At 43.6% G+C, this 16,453-nt stretch carries 21 protein-coding genes and 2 pseudogenes; 3 read left to right on the top strand and 20 right to left on the bottom strand.

Annotated features, from left to right (window positions below; all coding sequences use genetic code 11):
* From NCCP2222_RS19405 to NCCP2222_RS19425, 5 genes and pseudogenes are all read right to left on the bottom strand, one after another.
* A pseudogene (locus tag NCCP2222_RS19405) lies at positions 1-626 on the bottom strand (sugar phosphate nucleotidyltransferase); the annotation flags it as partial.
* 230 nt (positions 627-856) lie between these two features.
* Positions 857-1,141: a septation regulator SpoVG gene (gene spoVG, locus NCCP2222_RS19410; protein ID WP_207959675.1), complete on the bottom strand. Its 285-nt coding sequence runs from the start codon at positions 1,139-1,141 to the stop codon at positions 857-859.
* 203 nt (positions 1,142-1,344) lie between these two features.
* The gene (locus NCCP2222_RS19415) at positions 1,345-1,617 is read right to left on the bottom strand and encodes a hypothetical protein (protein WP_248514049.1); all 273 of its coding nucleotides are present in this window, start codon (positions 1,615-1,617) and stop codon (positions 1,345-1,347) included.
* The gene (locus NCCP2222_RS19420; protein ID WP_248514050.1) at positions 1,601-2,230 is read right to left on the bottom strand and encodes a hypothetical protein; all 630 of its coding nucleotides are present in this window, start codon (positions 2,228-2,230) and stop codon (positions 1,601-1,603) included. The genes NCCP2222_RS19415 and NCCP2222_RS19420 overlap by 17 nt, the downstream gene beginning before the upstream one ends.
* A gap of 84 nt (positions 2,231-2,314) precedes the next feature.
* Positions 2,315-2,770 carry a MarR family winged helix-turn-helix transcriptional regulator gene (locus NCCP2222_RS19425; protein WP_248514051.1) on the bottom strand — a complete coding sequence of 152 codons (456 nt, stop codon included), beginning with the start codon at positions 2,768-2,770 and terminating at the stop codon, positions 2,315-2,317.
* A 152-nt stretch (positions 2,771-2,922) separates the two neighbouring features.
* Here NCCP2222_RS19425 and NCCP2222_RS19430 point away from each other — a divergent pair, with 152 nt between their 5' ends.
* On the top strand, positions 2,923-3,192 hold the full coding sequence (locus tag NCCP2222_RS19430; protein WP_248514053.1) for a hypothetical protein: 270 nt from the start codon (positions 2,923-2,925) through the stop codon (positions 3,190-3,192).
* Between the two features lie 158 nt (positions 3,193-3,350).
* On the opposite strand, the gene NCCP2222_RS19435 is transcribed toward NCCP2222_RS19430, so the two are convergent.
* The 10 genes from NCCP2222_RS19435 to metG all read right to left on the bottom strand — a co-directional run bounded on the left by NCCP2222_RS19435 (position 3,351) and on the right by metG (position 12,334).
* Complete coding sequence (locus NCCP2222_RS19435; RefSeq protein WP_238079154.1) at positions 3,351-3,722, bottom strand: RidA family protein; 372 nt, start codon at positions 3,720-3,722, stop codon at positions 3,351-3,353.
* Positions 3,719-4,552: a pur operon repressor gene (gene purR, locus NCCP2222_RS19440; RefSeq protein WP_248514054.1), complete on the bottom strand. Its 834-nt coding sequence runs from the start codon at positions 4,550-4,552 to the stop codon at positions 3,719-3,721. The genes NCCP2222_RS19435 and purR overlap by 4 nt, the downstream gene beginning before the upstream one ends.
* 55 nt (positions 4,553-4,607) lie before the next feature.
* Positions 4,608-5,474 carry a 4-(cytidine 5'-diphospho)-2-C-methyl-D-erythritol kinase gene (gene ispE, locus NCCP2222_RS19445; RefSeq protein ID WP_248514056.1) on the bottom strand — a complete coding sequence of 289 codons (867 nt, stop codon included), beginning with the start codon at positions 5,472-5,474 and terminating at the stop codon, positions 4,608-4,610.
* 179 nt (positions 5,475-5,653) lie between these two features.
* Positions 5,654-5,827: a small, acid-soluble spore protein, alpha/beta type gene (locus NCCP2222_RS19450; RefSeq protein WP_184212132.1), complete on the bottom strand. Its 174-nt coding sequence runs from the start codon at positions 5,825-5,827 to the stop codon at positions 5,654-5,656.
* A 195-nt stretch (positions 5,828-6,022) separates the two neighbouring features.
* Complete coding sequence (gene veg / locus NCCP2222_RS19455) at positions 6,023-6,289, bottom strand: biofilm formation stimulator Veg (protein ID WP_238079157.1); 267 nt, start codon at positions 6,287-6,289, stop codon at positions 6,023-6,025.
* Positions 6,290-6,434: 145 nt separating this feature from the next.
* Entirely contained in the window at positions 6,435-7,322 is an 888-nt protein-coding gene (rsmA, locus tag NCCP2222_RS19460) for a 16S rRNA (adenine(1518)-N(6)/adenine(1519)-N(6))-dimethyltransferase RsmA (RefSeq protein WP_248514058.1), read from the bottom strand.
* Positions 7,319-7,873 (bottom strand): ribonuclease M5, encoded by a 555-nt coding sequence (gene rnmV, locus NCCP2222_RS19465; RefSeq protein WP_248514060.1) that lies wholly within the window; start codon positions 7,871-7,873, stop codon positions 7,319-7,321. The genes rsmA and rnmV overlap by 4 nt, the downstream gene beginning before the upstream one ends.
* A 226-nt stretch (positions 7,874-8,099) precedes the next feature.
* Positions 8,100-9,323, bottom strand: a complete 1,224-nt coding sequence (locus NCCP2222_RS19470) for a resuscitation-promoting factor (RefSeq protein WP_248514061.1) — start codon at positions 9,321-9,323, stop codon at positions 8,100-8,102.
* A gap of 158 nt (positions 9,324-9,481) precedes the next feature.
* Positions 9,482-10,252 carry a TatD family hydrolase gene (locus NCCP2222_RS19475; RefSeq protein ID WP_248514063.1) on the bottom strand — a complete coding sequence of 257 codons (771 nt, stop codon included), beginning with the start codon at positions 10,250-10,252 and terminating at the stop codon, positions 9,482-9,484.
* A 129-nt stretch (positions 10,253-10,381) separates the two neighbouring features.
* The gene (gene metG / locus NCCP2222_RS19480) at positions 10,382-12,334 is read right to left on the bottom strand and encodes a methionine--tRNA ligase (protein ID WP_248514064.1); all 1,953 of its coding nucleotides are present in this window, start codon (positions 12,332-12,334) and stop codon (positions 10,382-10,384) included.
* Positions 12,335-12,533: 199 nt separating this feature from the next.
* On the opposite strand from metG, the gene NCCP2222_RS19485 reads away from it, so the two are divergent.
* Together NCCP2222_RS19485 and NCCP2222_RS19490 are read left to right on the top strand one after the other, a co-directional pair.
* Entirely contained in the window at positions 12,534-13,028 is a 495-nt protein-coding gene (locus tag NCCP2222_RS19485; RefSeq protein WP_248514065.1) for a tetratricopeptide repeat protein, read from the top strand.
* Between the two features lie 394 nt (positions 13,029-13,422).
* Positions 13,423-13,698 carry a transition state genes transcriptional regulator AbrB gene (locus NCCP2222_RS19490; RefSeq protein WP_184212114.1) on the top strand — a complete coding sequence of 92 codons (276 nt, stop codon included), beginning with the start codon at positions 13,423-13,425 and terminating at the stop codon, positions 13,696-13,698.
* Between the two features lie 70 nt (positions 13,699-13,768).
* Here the strand turns inward: NCCP2222_RS19490 and rsmI are convergent, their stop codons facing one another.
* The 5 genes and pseudogenes from rsmI to ricT all read right to left on the bottom strand — a co-directional run.
* Complete coding sequence (gene rsmI / locus NCCP2222_RS19495) at positions 13,769-14,644, bottom strand: 16S rRNA (cytidine(1402)-2'-O)-methyltransferase (RefSeq protein WP_248514067.1); 876 nt, start codon at positions 14,642-14,644, stop codon at positions 13,769-13,771.
* The gene (locus NCCP2222_RS19500) at positions 14,641-14,907 is read right to left on the bottom strand and encodes a GIY-YIG nuclease family protein (RefSeq protein ID WP_248514068.1); all 267 of its coding nucleotides are present in this window, start codon (positions 14,905-14,907) and stop codon (positions 14,641-14,643) included. Before NCCP2222_RS19500 ends, rsmI begins: the two co-directional genes overlap by 4 nt.
* On the bottom strand, positions 14,891-15,631 hold the full coding sequence (locus tag NCCP2222_RS19505; protein WP_375709228.1) for a tRNA1(Val) (adenine(37)-N6)-methyltransferase: 741 nt from the start codon (positions 15,629-15,631) through the stop codon (positions 14,891-14,893). Before NCCP2222_RS19505 ends, NCCP2222_RS19500 begins: the two co-directional genes overlap by 17 nt.
* A 64-nt stretch (positions 15,632-15,695) precedes the next feature.
* A complete protein-coding gene (gene yabA, locus NCCP2222_RS19510; RefSeq protein WP_207959658.1) occupies positions 15,696-16,055 on the bottom strand; it encodes a DNA replication initiation control protein YabA in 360 nt (119 codons plus the stop codon).
* A 13-nt stretch (positions 16,056-16,068) separates the two neighbouring features.
* A pseudogene (gene ricT / locus NCCP2222_RS19515) lies at positions 16,069-16,453 on the bottom strand (competence/sporulation regulator complex protein RicT); the annotation flags it as partial.

The raw sequence follows: 16,453 nt of genomic DNA on the forward strand, positions 1-16,453 counted from the left end.
TCTGATTGCAAGATGCCGATAACATCTGGAAGATAGTATTCGCCTTGGGCATTGTCGTTTTTCACTTTTTCCAAAGAGGCAAAAAGGGCTTTATTGTCAAAACAATACGTACCCGTGTTGATTTCCTTGACCTGTTGCTCCTCTTGGTTCGCGTCCTTGTGCTCAACATTGCGGATTACATTTCCGTTTTCATCCCGGATAATCCGTCCGTACCCAGCTGGATCTTCTGCGATGGCTGTTAAGATGGTCGCCTTCGCACCCGTTTCACGATGATGGGAGACGAGCGCTTCCATTGTTTCCGATTTGATCAGCGGTGTATCGCCGCAAACCACAATCGTCGTACCTTCCAAACCACCCAGTAACTCTTCTGCCTGTTTTACAGCATGTGCCGTCCCCAGCTGTTCCTCTTGGAATGCATAGGAACAGGACTCCCCGAGCAAGTCCTTCACTTTTTCAGCCCCGTGTCCGACAATTGTAACGATCTTATCGGCGCCAAGACCTTTAATATGGTCGACTACGTGCTCGACCATCGGTTTTCCACAGACAGGATGCATTACTTTATATAGATCGGACTTCATCCGCGTACCTTGTCCTGCAGCAAGGACGATGGCATATGTATTCGTCATGTGCTGTCCTCCATCCATAATTTCATTATTGACTATATATGAATTTCAGCATTTTTTCAACTATCCCCTCTTGACAACAGCTTCTTTTTCTTTTAGTATTATTTACTTGTTTTTTTCTATGTATAATCTACCTTTCCAACCATGTATTCCTCACTCTTATGCACAAAATAAAAGACCAACTCTATCTGTCGCGTTGGTCTTTTGCAGTTGTATGAAATTGTGGTGCAGAGTTACGCGCCTGCTTCTTCCAGTACGCCGCGCTCTGCTACCTGATGGTACGCTTCCAGCACTGCGTCTTGTATTTTTGTACGCGCCCCCGAATTAATTGGATGAGCCACATCGCGGAATTCCCCTTCCGGCGTCCGTTTGCTTGGCATGGCCACAAACAACCCGTCATTCCCCTCAATGACCCGGATATCGTGGATGACAAACTCGCTATCCAATGTGATGGAAGCGATTGCTCTCATTCTGCCATCCGTATCTACCTTGCGTAATCTCACATCTGTAACTTCCATTTTTTACCCCACTCCCTTTTCAAATGCGTTTCACTTTCTATATTCTACAAAAGCAATGAGAACCCTTCTTTTGTTCTAAAATATTTACACGATTTTGAAAAGTGGTCTATCTGCTGGGAGTGAGTTGTATAAAGAAATTAAAAGGAGTGTTGTTTTCCATCCCTCTCTCAAGAGAATTTTGGAAGTGAAAAGCCTCTTCTACCTCAAGATTTCACAAAGCTGACGGATTGCTTAAGCAATTTCCATGCCAGGAAGGCAATGAACAATAAAAGGAGACTGAACAAGGCGGCAACCGGGATACTTAATAGTGTTGGAACGGAACCGTAATCCCAAATATCCATGCGAAAACCAACGCCAAATGTTCTTGCAATCCCTCCAATGAGTGAAACGATGGAACATATAGCTAAACCAACTGATAAGACACCCAGTACGGGACAGGCAAACATACATAAAAGCGCTTTATAAACATTTTTCATTTTCATTTCCCTCCGTTCTATTAAAAAAATTCACTGTTGAATCAGGATGTATATCTAAGGACTTTGCATAGATAATTTCTTTAATCTCGCAGCCTTTCCCGATATATATACATTCACCGATTACCAAATCGGCAACGGTATGCTCCAACCATATGACCTTCCCTTCGATTCTCTCGCTTCTCAATGTTTTCTTTCCAAAACCAAAAAAGTTGATAGTTGAGATGGCATGACTGCGGACTGTTATTTCTTTTGCTCCTTTGATGTTGGAAATATGGCTCGCGGAAGTCATGAGAAGTGTGATGAATTGCGCTTCCAGTTCCCTCCTAATCATCACATGTCCTTTTGCATGAAATATTTTTGATGTAACATGCGTTTCGACTCGAAGAGAACCTAAGGAATCGACTTGATCTGCCACCAAGCTATTCAATGTTGCACTGCCTCTATTGGTCATTAATGTAGTTGTACAACGGCCCTTCACTTTACACGTGCCAGAATTTCTAAACTCATTCGTATGGATTGATTGTAGGATGCATTGCCCAATACTTGTGAAAGTGTCAGTTGATATGTCGCTGGCATAGTTTGCATATCCCTTCACCTTGATTTTATCTTTCAACCCGTCACCTTCTTTCATCAAACTTAATTATTAAGCCAACTTAAGTATTAAGTATTTACGTACCTTTAAAGAAACACTCAAAAATTAATTCTCCGGCCGCTTCATATCTTTCTCAATAATTGTCTTTAATTGTAGAAACGTTTTTTTCACGTTCTCTATATCATTAAAATCAAGTTGTGCGTAGTACTTTTCAATAATGATTTGGTCAATACGATCTCTTGCTTCAAAATATTTTACGCCTGCTTCCCCTAATAAAACGATGATCTCCCGTCTATTATTTGTATTAATCTCCCGCCGCACATAATTCTTCTTATCCAGCTTGCTTATGATCTGGCTTACAGCGCTGGATGAAACCTTCATCAAATCGGCAAGCTCACTGACTGTCAATCGCTTGTGTTTATGTAAGACCTCAAGCAAGACTGCTTGTTTCGATGTAATTTCATTGTCTATTTGGGATTCATATTTCTCCATTAAGGCTAAATTGATCTCATAAACCGTCCGGTTCAAGTCCTTCACCGTTTGAATTAGCTCTTTGTTCAATGTTATAACCACCTTCATAGTTTAGACACCTTAATTATATAGTAGGCTTTACGTTTAATCAAACACGAATTCTCTCATACTTTGATTTCGGCTTCTAGCTGTTGGTATGCGGCCATGCAAGGGGTGCAAGAAAAACCGGAAATTGCATACGAGTGGTTCAACCGGATATTCGAGCGCTCGCCGCGTTTATTCGAGCACTTCAAAAGATATACGAGCGGTCACAGCGATATACGAGCGGTAAAATAAATATACGAGAGGTCCTGCCATTATACGAGCGGTTAGCGGAAAGAATCGAGCGGTCGCTTTATTTTTTAAGCAGTACTAAACCGTTGCTACCAGCCGCTGCTTACGAGCGATTCAACCGGATATACGAGCGGTCGCCGCGTTTATTCGAGCACTTCAAAAGATATACGAGCGGTTAACGGAAAGAATTGAGCAGTCGCTTCAATTTCACCCACAGTTCATCAATCGACGTCAGCAACTACTGTATATGAGAGGCGTATCAAGCACTTTATCCAGAAAAATCCCCATAAAAAAATCAGGAAGAGATACACGCTATGTGTCTCTTCCTGATCGATCATTAGATTACCGCGATGACTTCAATCTCAACCGCTGCATCTTTTGGCAGTCTTGCCACTTCCACTGTGGAGCGGGCAGGCGTGTGGGAGCCAAAGTGTTCTGCGTATACTTCGTTCAATGCCGCAAACTGGTTCATGTCTTTAATGAAGACAGTTGCTTTGATGACTTTATCAAGGCTTGTACCGGCCTCTTCTAGTACAGCTTTCAAGTTGGCAAATACTTGGTGTGTCTGTTCCTGAATGGTTCCTTCTAGCAATTGGCCGTCTGGCGTCATTGGAAGCTGGCCGGATGTGTACACAAATCCGTTTGCTTTGACCGCTTGTGCATAAGGTCCAATCGCTTGTGGTGCATCTTTTGTCGCTACATAGTTCATGACATCGTTCCACCCTTCTTAAAATAGTTGCCTTCCTGCAGTTCGATGGTGCGGTCTTTCTCATTCACCGCTTTCAGTTTGACCAATGACAAGAAGTCTTGGACGAGCACTTCGTCGGTATGTTCCGCTTCCACTAATACTGCAATTCCGGCAAGCTCGCAACCGAACTCCTCGAGCAAATTCTTCATGCCGGCCATCGTTCCGCCCGCCTTCATGAAGTCATCTGTGAGAAGGACACGCTGTCCGCTTTGCATACTTCTTTTCGATAATACCATTGTTTGAATTCTCCGTGTAGAGCCTGACACGTAATTAATGCTGACGGTAGATCCCTCGGTCACTTTGCTATCCCGGCGGACAACAACGACTGGAACATTCAAATGACGCGCTATGGCATGCGCGATGGAAATACCTTTCGTCGCAACCGTCATGATCACATCAATTTCCGTTTCGGCGAAAGCGGAAGCGAACACCTTGCCAATGCGGTCCATCATTCTCGGATTCCCAAGAAAATCGGTCATGTACAAGTAGCCGCCTGGAAGAAGACGATCGGAACGGCCCAAGTTTTCCTTTAACATGGCCATCACTTCCCGGACCTCCGATTCCGTCACTTTCGGGATATATTTAACACCGCCGGCAGCCCCGGAAACCGTAACCAATTTGCCGGTTCCGTTTTCTTCAAAGGTTTCTTTCACAATCGTCAAGTCTTCACTGATCGATGATTTTGCCGCTTGATACCGGTCTGAAAAGTACGTAAGAGGAATTAATAAATGGGGATTTTCCAAAAGGTGGCGAGTCATATCAACCAACCTCTCACTTCTTTTCCATTTCATTCGAACACCCCCTAAAACCGAATATTTACTTGAAACTTAACATAAATGTACGTCTTTATACAAGAGGGAACCGTTCCCCTGTCATTCGGACCGCATGCACTTCGGTGCAAAAGCCCTTTAATCCATTATAAATACGCGAGACCCGGGATTCATGCTTGACCAGGCCAAACACCGTAGGGCCGCTACCGCTCATTAACACAGCATCTGCGCCAAATTGCTCCATTTTTTCTTTCAAGACAACCACCTGAGGATACAGTTTCATTGTAACTGGCTCCAGCACGTTGCCAAGTGAACGGCACATCTGCTGATAATCGTTTGAAGCCAAAGCATCCATCATCTGTTTTGTATCGGGATGCTGGATGGATGAGGTATCCAAATTGCGATAAATGTCCGCTGTGGAGACTGAAATGGATGGCTTCGCTAAAATGACCCAACAATTCGGCGGTGCCGCCAGATGCTGAATCTTTTCTCCGCGCCCTGTTGCCAACGCAGTTCCGCCGTAGACACAAAACGATACATCTGAACCAATACGTGCTCCCAGTTCAGCAAGCTTGTCCGCGCTGAGCTGCAAATCCCAAAGACGGTTCAGCCCTCGTAGTGCAGCTGCTGCATCGGAACTTCCTCCTGCCAGGCCAGCTGCGACAGGAATATTTTTGTCGAGCGTAATTTCGACACCTTTATGTATGCCATACTCTTTCCGAAGCAGATCTGCAGCTTGGTAGGCCAAGTTCTTCCGGTCACTCGGCACGAACCGTTCTGATGCTTTAATTGTAATTTTTCCATCGTCTGTCGGCTTGAGCCAGACGCGATCCGCCAAATCCACAGTGGTCATGATCATTTCGACCTCGTGGTACCCGTCTGGACGTTTATACAGCACATCAAGCGTCAGGTTAATTTTGGCCGGTGCTTTTTCATATAACATCCAGCTCCCTCCATTCATTCCGCTACTCATTGTTCCCTATTTTACCATAGGCCAAGCCGTTTGCGGTACTTTCATTTGCAAAACGGCATATGGGATGGAAAAGGGCTGCTTGGAACAGATTTCTCTTCCTCGCAGCCCTTCCCGTGTCAGTCGTTTATGAGTTGAAAGGTGTTAAGCGGTTATTTCTTTTGGGCCATGCCTTGTTCCGCCATTTCAATCGCTCGCTTCACCATATTTCCTGCGTCGCGTGATTTAATTCCTCCCCAACCTTCTCGCTGGACAACATCGTAAAATCCAAGTTCTTTCGCAATTTCTTCCTTCAAGCGCTCAGACATTACTCGTTTTCTCGCCATTCGGTTTTCCTCCTTTGCGACTGACAAGCGTAGTATGAGTCCAAACCATAAAAAAACACCTATTCCTTCTATAGATAAAAGGAAATAGATGTCCAAACGTAATCTTTAAAAACATTCCGCGCTCATCCTCCCAAACAGGAGGACGAGGCAAAATGAGATGAAAAAAAATAAATCAAACCATGATGGCAAAACGAATTATTTGACGACAAACGCAGTTGCGTCACCGTCTGCTAGAACTGTTATTTCGACCGCTTCGGTCAAAATATCCGCGTAGCTGTAAGACACCCTCTCAAAAGAATTTTCGTCCTGGTCCAGTTCCACTACAAAAACTGCCCGATACGTCTCTCGAAGGACTCCGGCCCGTTCAATCGTCTTCTTCCGGCCGCCGTTTGCTCTTACATACAAACGTTTTCCTAAGTGAGCATCCAATGACTTCTTAATGTCCGCTAATGTTTTTGGCACGTCGCTTACACCTCACTGTGTATAAGCATAACACTTTTAAAAAGTTCTGTCAATTAAAATTAGAATTTTATCAGTAGATGCTTACTTTTGTCAATCGTTTTTTCGCTTTTTTCGACACTTTCGACATCTCTACGTACCAAATTTGTCACTTCTGAGGTCTATGGAAATCAGGATAAAGGGCGTTCGCCAATCGGCCGAATTCTTCAATGGTCAACGTCTCTCCACGTCTGCCCGGATCAATGCCAGTTTTCTCAAACGCTTCAAGTATGGTGTCCTTCTTCTCCTTGCCGTTTGGAAGAGATGTTTGCAAGTTATTTAAAATGGTTTTTCTCCTTTGCACAAAGGAACCTCTGGACACCTCGAATAGGAAGTCCTCGTCGATCACCTCGACAGGCGCTTCCGTCTTTCTAGATAAACGGATTACAGCGGACTCCACGTTCGGCTGTGGCATAAACACGGTTTTTGGCACAATCATAGCGACTTCTGCATCCATGTAATATTGGATGGCAATGGACAATGAACCATATGCTTTTGTTCCAGGAGATGCCGTAATCCGATCAGCCACTTCTTTTTGCATCATGATAACCAATCGTTCAATTGGCACCTTGCTCATAAGGAACTTTAAAATAATTGGCGTTGTCACATAATAGGGAAGGTTAGCAACGACCACTACTTCGTCTACGTCTGTAAAATATTGTTCCATTACAGCGTTCAAATCGGCCTCTAGAATATCTTGGTGGATGATCTTTACATTCGGATAAGGCGACAGCGTATCCTCAAGCACAGGAAGAAGGCGCCCATCAATTTCAAATGACACAACTTGTCCTGCTTCTCTCGCAATTTGTTCGGTGAGGGCACCAATGCCAGGTCCGACTTCGATAACACCCGTCCGTTTTGTCAGTCCGGCATGATACACGATATTCTTCAATATATTAACGTCGATCAGGAAGTTCTGGCCTAAACTTTTTTTAAATGAAAACCCATACGTCTCTAATATTTCCTTCGTTCGATTGGGTGTAGCAATATCTTTCATCCTTGCCCCTCCTCTATAGCCTCTAATGCCCGCTTTACTTGTTCCACTTCAATTCGGAACATTTCAAGCCTCTTCTTTAAACCTTTGCCATTTACCTGGCCTATATTCAACAAGGTAGCTAATCGATCACGACGCTGTTTGGCATCTGGATGGCCAATCAACCGCTCCTCATATAAAAATGACAGGGGGATCTCTGTATTGCACTCCGTGTCGGTTGTATACACTTGCTGAAGCGCTTCCCGGATATCGTCGTCGGCAGCATGCTCTATGCCCACTTTTTTTCCGTTTTTTGCGATCGATTTCTTTTTTTGCAGAAACGCATGCTTCACACCTGGCACTCGATCTTCAATAATTGCACGAATCCGTCTGCCTGGATAATCTGGATCGGTAAAGACGATGACACCTCTTGTTTCTTGTGCATGTTTGATTTGCAAGAGTGTCGTTTCACTGACAGCGGATCCGTTGGTCTCAATCGTCTCTGCACCGGTTGCTCGGTTAACTGCAATCGTGTCAGATTTTCCTTCCACCACGACAATTTCTCTGATGTTCACACAACATCCTCTTTCCTACTTGATTTCATTTCATCTTACTTCTCAATATTCATTCTGTACAGCATTATAGACAAGCATCCGGTACGTAGTAATAGACCGGCTTACAGCAATCTAATTGACTTTACTGAACGGAAAAACCGCAGGGCCAGTAAGAAGCCCTGCGGAACGATCTATTCTTAAGACTCAGGTTGGTTGACCCTTGTGTACTGAATGCGTTGAACCTTACTTAATCAATTACCTTGATTTTTACTTTGCGTCTTCCAAAATTATAAGCATCCGATTTAGTCGGTACATGCAGGTCGATTCGATTGCCCTTAATGGCACCGCCAGTATCACCTGCTACAGCATATCCGTAGCCTTCCACCCAAACTTTTGAACCGAGTGGAATCACGCTTGGATCCACCGCAATAACCTTTAAATTCGGATTGGCCCGTAAATCGAGACCTGTTGCTGTTTTTCCTGTGCACCCATTACAATGCGCTGTATAGGCAGTCGCCGTGACGTAAAACTCCTTGCCGCCTGAAGAGCCGTTATTCCGGGAAACCCCGACTCCCTTTGATGTGCCGGCATTCGCCACAAGCACTCGTGTACCAACCGAGACCACTTTATCCTGCGGTTTGGAAAGTACCGTCTCAGCAACTAGCTTTCGTGACACTTCTTTCCCATTTTCCTTGACGATTTCGAACTTCCGCTCCACTTTTCCTTTCTTGCCTGGGTGGACTATTTTTTCGCGTCCTTTAAGCAATTTGGAATCCTTTTGTGTAACGACTGCGAAGTTCGTTGGTTCTTCCACTACATCGGTGACCTTTTCCACTCGTACGATTTCTACAATGGAACCCGGTTTAACCAAACCATCCGCTTTCCGATTGAGCTTATCATGTTCATTCATTTGAATGTTCTCTCTCTTTAAAAAGTCAGCGACCGTAGTCGAAGTTGACCATACTTCCTTCTCTTTTCCCCCGTCATTCAACGTAACTGTAAATGCCCGTTCGATTGAGATCTTGTTATCGTCTCCCACTCGTTGTGAGAGTGCTGGAGAAATCTTGTCATGTTTTGAAACGTCGACTTTCGCTTCCGCTAAAATGTCGTCAACCTGTCGATCGGTTGTCCAGACGGCTGCTTTGTTTTTACCGTCATCAATTGTAATTTTTTTTGCCTGTTCCCACCTGATTGACAAACCTTCTTCAATCGGTGTATTCACTGAGGGTACTACTAAATCTTTCTCTGACACATCAATTTCCTGTTCGGAAAGTAGATGGCCAACTGTATGTGCATGTGTTTTAACTTCGATTTGCTCTCCGTTCGCTTGCAGCGTGACGGATTTCTTTGCCCCTTCGTTCAGGACTAGTGAAATAACTGTCACAAATAATGCGATTGCTAGAATGGTCGCAGCTATTTGTTGACTCCTCAATGACCTAAAGAACAGATTTTTCATGTTTCCTTTTGGCATGAAAAAACCCCTCCTTCATCACTCGGCAAATTATAAAGGCTATAATCTGGGCTGTCAACCTCTTAGAACTTTCTATCATCCCAAAAACAGAACAAACGCTCGTGTCAATTCGCTGTAATCCTAGAGATTTAGCGCTTAAACACATGCACATTATATTATCAGTCGGAAATATTAAACAACTTTAAAGCATTCCGGGTCGTCGCCTCTGCCACTTCTTCCACTGGCATATCCTTTAGGCGCGCAATTTCCTCAGCGACCAACGTCACATATGCAGGTTCATTGCGTTTTCCGCGATTTGGATGGGGTGCCAGATAAGGTGCATCTGTCTCAATCAACAAATGTTCAAGTGGTATTTCCTCTGCCACCTGTTTAGGCGTTTTCGCATTTTTGAATGTAACAGGGCCTCCAAGTGAAATCATGAAGTTCATGTCAATGCATTCCCTGGCCGTTTCCACGCTGCCACTGAAACAATGCATGATACCGCCCACTTCCCGGGCTCCCTCTTCTTTCAAAATCTGCACGACATCCGCCGTAGCCTCCCGATTATGTATAATGATCGGCAATTCCACTTTCTTCGCCAGATGAATCTGTTTGCGGAACAATTCCTGCTGAACATCCCTCGGCGATTTGTCCCAATGATAATCGAGCCCGATCTCTCCGATGCCCACTACCTTCGGGTGCTTGGCAAGGGATTCAATCCACTGCAAATCTTCCTCCGTACAATCAATCGCATCAACCGGGTGCCAGCCGACCACTGCGTAAATAAATGGATATGCCTCTGTCAGCTCCATCGCTTTTTCGATTGTTTTCCGATCAAAGCCGATGACTACCATTTTTGTAACGTTGGCATCTAGCGCCCGTTGAATCACTTCTTCCAAATCTTCTTCATACTGATCCGCATTTAAGTGTACATGGGTATCAATAAACATATTTTTCGCCTCACAATAGCTTTATTCTAGTAAAAAGTAATATTTCTTTCGTAACAAATCAATTACAGAACAATTAAAAAATGAAGACGGCGTTTAATAAAACGCCGTCATTGTTACATTTTCATCGTCTTACTTAACTTTTGCACCATTTTCCAATTGTGGATCGACTGTTGCCAGCTTCAATATGCCGCCCGATTGACCTGCCAAGATCATTCCTTGCGACAATTCGCCGCGCAACTTGACTGGTTTCAAATTGGCAACGACAATGACTTTTTGTCCGACTAATTGCTCCGGTTCATAATGCTCTGCAATTCCGGAAACAACTTGACGCTGCTCGTACCCTAAATCCACTTGCAATTTCAATAATTTATCCGCCTTCGGAATCCGCTCACATGCAGTGACAGTTGCAACACGCAAGTCTACTTTCATGAAATCGTCAATTGTGATTTCTTCCGCTTCCTCTTTCTTTTCTTCTTTCACCTCTGCCTGCTTTGGTGCAGAAACAGACATTTGGTCACGAATGTATACAATTTCCACTTCTGGATCTAGACGCGGGAAGATCGGCACACCCTTTTCGACAACTTTAGTGCCTGTTGGCAAGCTGAAATCACCTAGTGTTTCCCATGCCAATAATTTTTCATTCAATCCAAGCTGTTCCATGATCTTAATAGGAGATTTTGTCATGAATGGTTGGAGCAACGTCGCAATATGGCGTAAAGAGACGACCAGATGAGCCATCGCTGAAGATAGTTTCCCTTTGTCTGCCTCTTCCTTTGCGAGTACCCATGGCGTTGTTTCATCTATATACTTATTTGTCCGCGAAATAAGTGCCCATAAATCTGAAAGCACGACACTGAATTGCATTTTTTCCATAGAAACTTCATATTTCTTCACAGTTTCTGTCATGAAATTCCGTAATCCTTCGTCAAATCCTGTATCTTCTAATCCTTCTGTCGGAACCGCTCCGTCGAAGTATTTATTAATCATAGATACGGTACGATTTAACAAGTTCCCAAGGTCATTTGCCAAATCATAATTCGTACGTTCCACAAACGATTCAGGTGAGAATGTACCATCTTGTCCAAATGGCAGCTCTCTTAATAAGAAGTAGCGCGTCGCGTCCAGGCCGAAACGTTCCACCAGCATTTCTGGGTAGACGACGTTTCCTTTAGACTTCGACATTTTCCCATCTTTCATCATGATGAATCCGTGGGCGAACACTTTCTTCGGCAACGGCAAGTCAAGAGCCATTAAGAAAATCGGCCAATAAATCGTGTGGAATCGGACTATGTCCTTACCGACAACATGTACATCTGCCGGCCAATATTTTTGGAACAACGAATCGTCATCTGTTCCGTATCCAAGAGCCGTAATATAGTTCGTCAAGGCATCTACCCAAACGTAAATCACATGTTTCGGGTCTCCAGGCACTTTAATGCCCCAGTCGAATGACATACGGGAGACCGAAAGATCTTCTAACCCTGGTTTAATGAAATTGTTGATCATTTCATTTTTTCGTGACTCTGGCTCAATAAAGGTCGGGTTATCTTCATAGTATTGAAGTAGCCGATCCGCATATTTCTTCATATTAAAGAAATACGATTCCTCTTTGACGCGTTGAACAGGCCGATTGCAGTCCGGACAGTTTCCATCGACCAGTTGTGCTTCCGTAAAGTAAGATTCACAAGGAACGCATTTCCATCCTTCGTACTCACCTTTGTAAATATCACCGTTATCGAGGAACTTTTGGAAAATCTTCTCGACTGCAGATTTATGGCGTTCCTCTGTCGTGCGGATCAAATCATCATAAGAGATATCCATGAGCTTCCAAAGATTTTTCGCAATGTCCGCAATGCCATCCACGTAAGTTTGTGGAGCTAATCCCTCTTCTTCCGCCTTCTCCTGAATTTTTTGGCCATGTTCATCCAAGCCTGTCAGGAATCGAACATCATAGCCACGAAGTCTTTTGTATCGTGCCATCGCATCGGATGCCACCGTCGTATACGCTGTTCCGATATGGAACTTGCCACTCGGATAGTAGATCGGGGTGGTAATATAGAAAGTATTTTTATTATCTGCCACAACAATTTCCTCCAGTATTTCAATCTATACTACCCATTTTATCGGAAGTTCAACATTTGTGCCATGACGACAGTTGGAGTTTTATTAAAATAGAGGATTTCCCTAGCTATCTGCAAAAAATTATTTTGATTATTACAGACCGTAAAGGTATTATAAAGTAGAATATTATAACTTTTCCGACATATGAAAGGAGGTTAAAATGAACAACGAAGAGAGCCGATTGCAGAAAGCAATAGAACTTAGAAACGAAAAAAAGCTAAAAGAGTCGAATGATCTTTTATTGGAATTGGTTCAGTTGCATCCCGAGAATGCGTATTTCAACTATCAATGCGCCTGGAGTTTTGATTGTTTAGGAGAAGAGTCAAAAGCGGTGCCCTATTACGAAAAGGCCATCCAAGGGGGACTGGAGGAATCTGATTTGGTGAACGCTTTTTTAGGGTTTGGAAGCACCTTACGATCTCTCGGGGAGTATGAAAGATCGAAAGACGTTTTTCAGGAAGCGATAGAACGATTCCCTTCCCATCAAGCCCTCCGTGTATTCTTTTCAATGACTTTGTACAATATCAATGAAAACAAGAAAGCGATGGAATTCCTGCTGAAATGTATTGCCGAAACTTCATCCGATGAAGAAATCCAGAATTACAAAAGAGCGATTTCATTTTATTCGGATAGGCTGGACGAAACGTGGGCATGATTTCCCCGTCTATGTCCCTATCAACTTCATCTCGTTATTTGCCCACCCAGGATTACTATATATTAATTACGGGTGGGCTTCTTCTATCCTATTTCTTGATTCCTATTTATATGGTTAGTTGTCAAACACTATCATTTTTTTAAAATTATTTAGTCGGAAATAATATTATTTAATTATTTCGTTATGATTCAGTGATTCTTTTTTAATGCAAACAGCAAGCAAAAACTAGACTTTTTACCCTGTTGCCCAGTACTTCCATAAAACTATTATTTTGTCTACATTTTTAAGCGAGTTTTATTGACGTTAATTGGAAGACTTGGTATGATGATATGTAGACAAGAGAATTATGTCGAAATTTGACGAAAAATTTATTTGCTTAGGAGGAATTCTTGTCATGAAATCTACAGGTATCGTAAGAAAAGTTGATGAACTAGGGCGTGTCGTAATCCCGATCGAACTACGCCGTACTCTCGGTATTGCTCAAAAAGATGCTCTAGAAATTTATGTCGACGACGATAAGATCATTTTGAAGAAATACATGCCAAATATGACATGCTCCATTACAGGTGAAGTGTCTGATGACAACCTTCGTCTAATCGATGGCAAATTAATTTTAAGCCAAGAAGGCGCAAAACAGCTTATTAAAGAAATCGAAGAAAAGATGAATTAATAGTATTAGGTGGATAATATAATAGAAAATCCAGGACACTGGTTGTTCTGGATTTTGTATTAACACCTATTCAATTTTCGACATGATATTCCCGGTAGACATCCTTACGGTTCAACCCTCTGTCTGCTGCCACCTTTTTTATAGCCTCTTTTGACGAAATTCCTTCTTTCTCCATCAGATCCTCCACATGTTCAGGGATAGACAGCCCTTCCCACCATGCAGTACTTTCCTCAGTCAATTCACCTTGAAACCCTTCGATCACTAGACAAAATTCTCCTCTTAGTTCAGTTGACTCGGCCCATTGAATTGCTTCTTCCAATGTCCCACGAAGAAATTCCTCATATCGCTTTGTCAATTCCCTTGCCAGTGTGATATGGCGTGTTTCACCGAGTACTTCTTTCATTGCCCGCAGCGTGTCTTTTAACCGATGAGGCGCTTCATATAAAAGAAGAGATTCCCGTCGGAACTGTAAATCCTTCAGCTGGTTAATCCGTTCCTTTTTTTGACGGGATAAGAAACCGAAGAAATAGAATGGCTGTGTCTCAAGACCAGATGCGACCAGTGCAGCAATTGCCGCATTTGCTCCCGGTACGGGCACTACGTCGTAGCCTTCTTCAATCGCTTTTTTAGCAATATCTGCTCCTGGGTCGGAAATACAAGGCATGCCTGCATCACTGACAAGCGCCACCGACTTTCCCTCTTCGAGCAGCGATAGGATTTTCTCGCCGCCCACCATCAGGTTATGCTCATGATAACTCATTAACGGAGTCTTAATATCAAAGTGATTGCATAATTTAATGGTGTTTCTCGTATCTTCTGCCGCAATCATATCCGCTTCCTGTAAAATCCGGATGGCACGAAACGTCATATCATCGAGATTGCCGATCGGCGTCCCGACTAGGTAGAGCTTGGCCCTCCCTGCTTCAGCACTTTTTTGAGATTTCATGTTGCCGCTCCTTCCTTCATATATCGTTCCTTTTCCAGCCGGGACAATTGCTTGAACCGGTATTCAGCCTGCATCGCTTCTCTTTTATTGTCGAAGGTTTCGGAGTAAATGCACCGCACCGGGCGTTTGGCACGGGTATACTTTGCACCCTTACCATCATTATGTGCCTGAATACGGCGGGCTAAGTCATTCGTATACCCTGCGTAATAGGATCCATCCTTGCATTCGAGCACGTAAAAAATATGATCATTCTCCTTCTCCATATAGCATCTGCCTCACTTCCTCGGTATATTCCCCGTCGGCACCGTATACATAAAGAGGCGGCAATACTTTTAGATCTGGTTTTCCATCTTTAATTCCTTCGATAAGCAAGGTGTTCGCTTCTTTTCCTTCCTTCGGGTAGACGAAGCGAATTCGTTTTGGCTCCAGCCGATTTGCCCGCATCGCGGTCACGATATCCAATAAACGGCCAGGACGATGGACAAAGGCCACTTTTCCTCCTTGTTTTGCAAGTTCACTCGCTGAACGCACCGCCTGCTCTAATGTCAGATGAATTTCATGTCTAGCAATTGCGACATGTTCCCGGATATTTTTTTCGCTCGCGTCAATCGCGGGGAAATAGGGAGGATTGCAAGTGATCGTGTCGTATTTTTCATATCCGATGACATCTGCAATACCAATGACATTGTTCTGCAGAATCTCAATCTGATTTTCCAGTTGATTATACGCTATACTGCGCTTTGCCATATCAGCCAATCGTTCCTGTAATTCAATTCCGATGATTTGGGCTTTCGTACGGGCGCTTAAAAAGAGAGGGATGGCTCCATTTCCCGTACATAAGTCTATAATTTTCCCGGACCGTATCGGCACATAAGCGAATTTTGCCAGCAATACGGCATCAAGGGAAAAAGAAAAGACGGAGGGGCTCTGGATAATCCTTAAATTTTCTGCCAATAAATAATCCAGCCTTTCATCACCTTGTAAAATCTGATCCACGTTTCACACCTCTTCATAAAGAAAGAGCCGATACCTACGATAGGATCGGCTCCTCTTACGCATTTTGTTTGCTTAAGAAGGAGAGGCAGAACAGACAATCCTCTCCTTTACGGCTGCTGCCGTAATGAACATTGCATACATGATATCCTTCATTGTAGATGCGGGCCAGATTATCGACCCCTTCACCAATATCAACCTTTTTCACTTTTTCCGGATTCCGTTTTGGATCGGACGACTGCTTGGGTTCATTCAGTTCCTCAAGTCGTGCACGCAAATGATGGTTTTCTAGTTGAAGTGAGTGGTTCTCTTCCGTCATCTTTGCTACAAATCCTATCAATTCCCGGAATTGCTCATGCATGGACTCGAGTTGTTGTTCGAATTCCATTACTCTGTCGAGAAAGTTCCCTTCTTTCAACTGTTCCACCTCATTATTTCATCAATTGGGGTACCGTATCTTGTCTGCCTTCCAGCTCTTCCCAAGAATACTCAAGCACTTGCTCCTGTTCGGACAAGTTCACTTGCACAACTCGTTCAAGAAGATTCAAACCGACCACTTTCCCTGCACCTTCAGGAGTTTTGATCCGTTCACCGATATCCGGCATTAATGCTTTTGCTTCTTCGTATTCATCGTTTTCATACTTCAAGCAGCACATCAGACGGCCGCAAAGACCTGAAATTTTGGAAGGATTCAGCGATAAGTTTTGGTCTTTCGCCATTTTAATTGAAACCGGCTCAAAATCCCCTAAGAAGGTAGAGCAGCATAACATCCTGCCGCAAGGACCGATTCCACCAAGCATTTTCGCCTCATCACGC

Source organism: Sporosarcina sp. NCCP-2222 (assembly GCF_023168145.1).
Lineage (GTDB): Bacteria > Bacillota > Bacilli > Bacillales_A > Planococcaceae > Sporosarcina.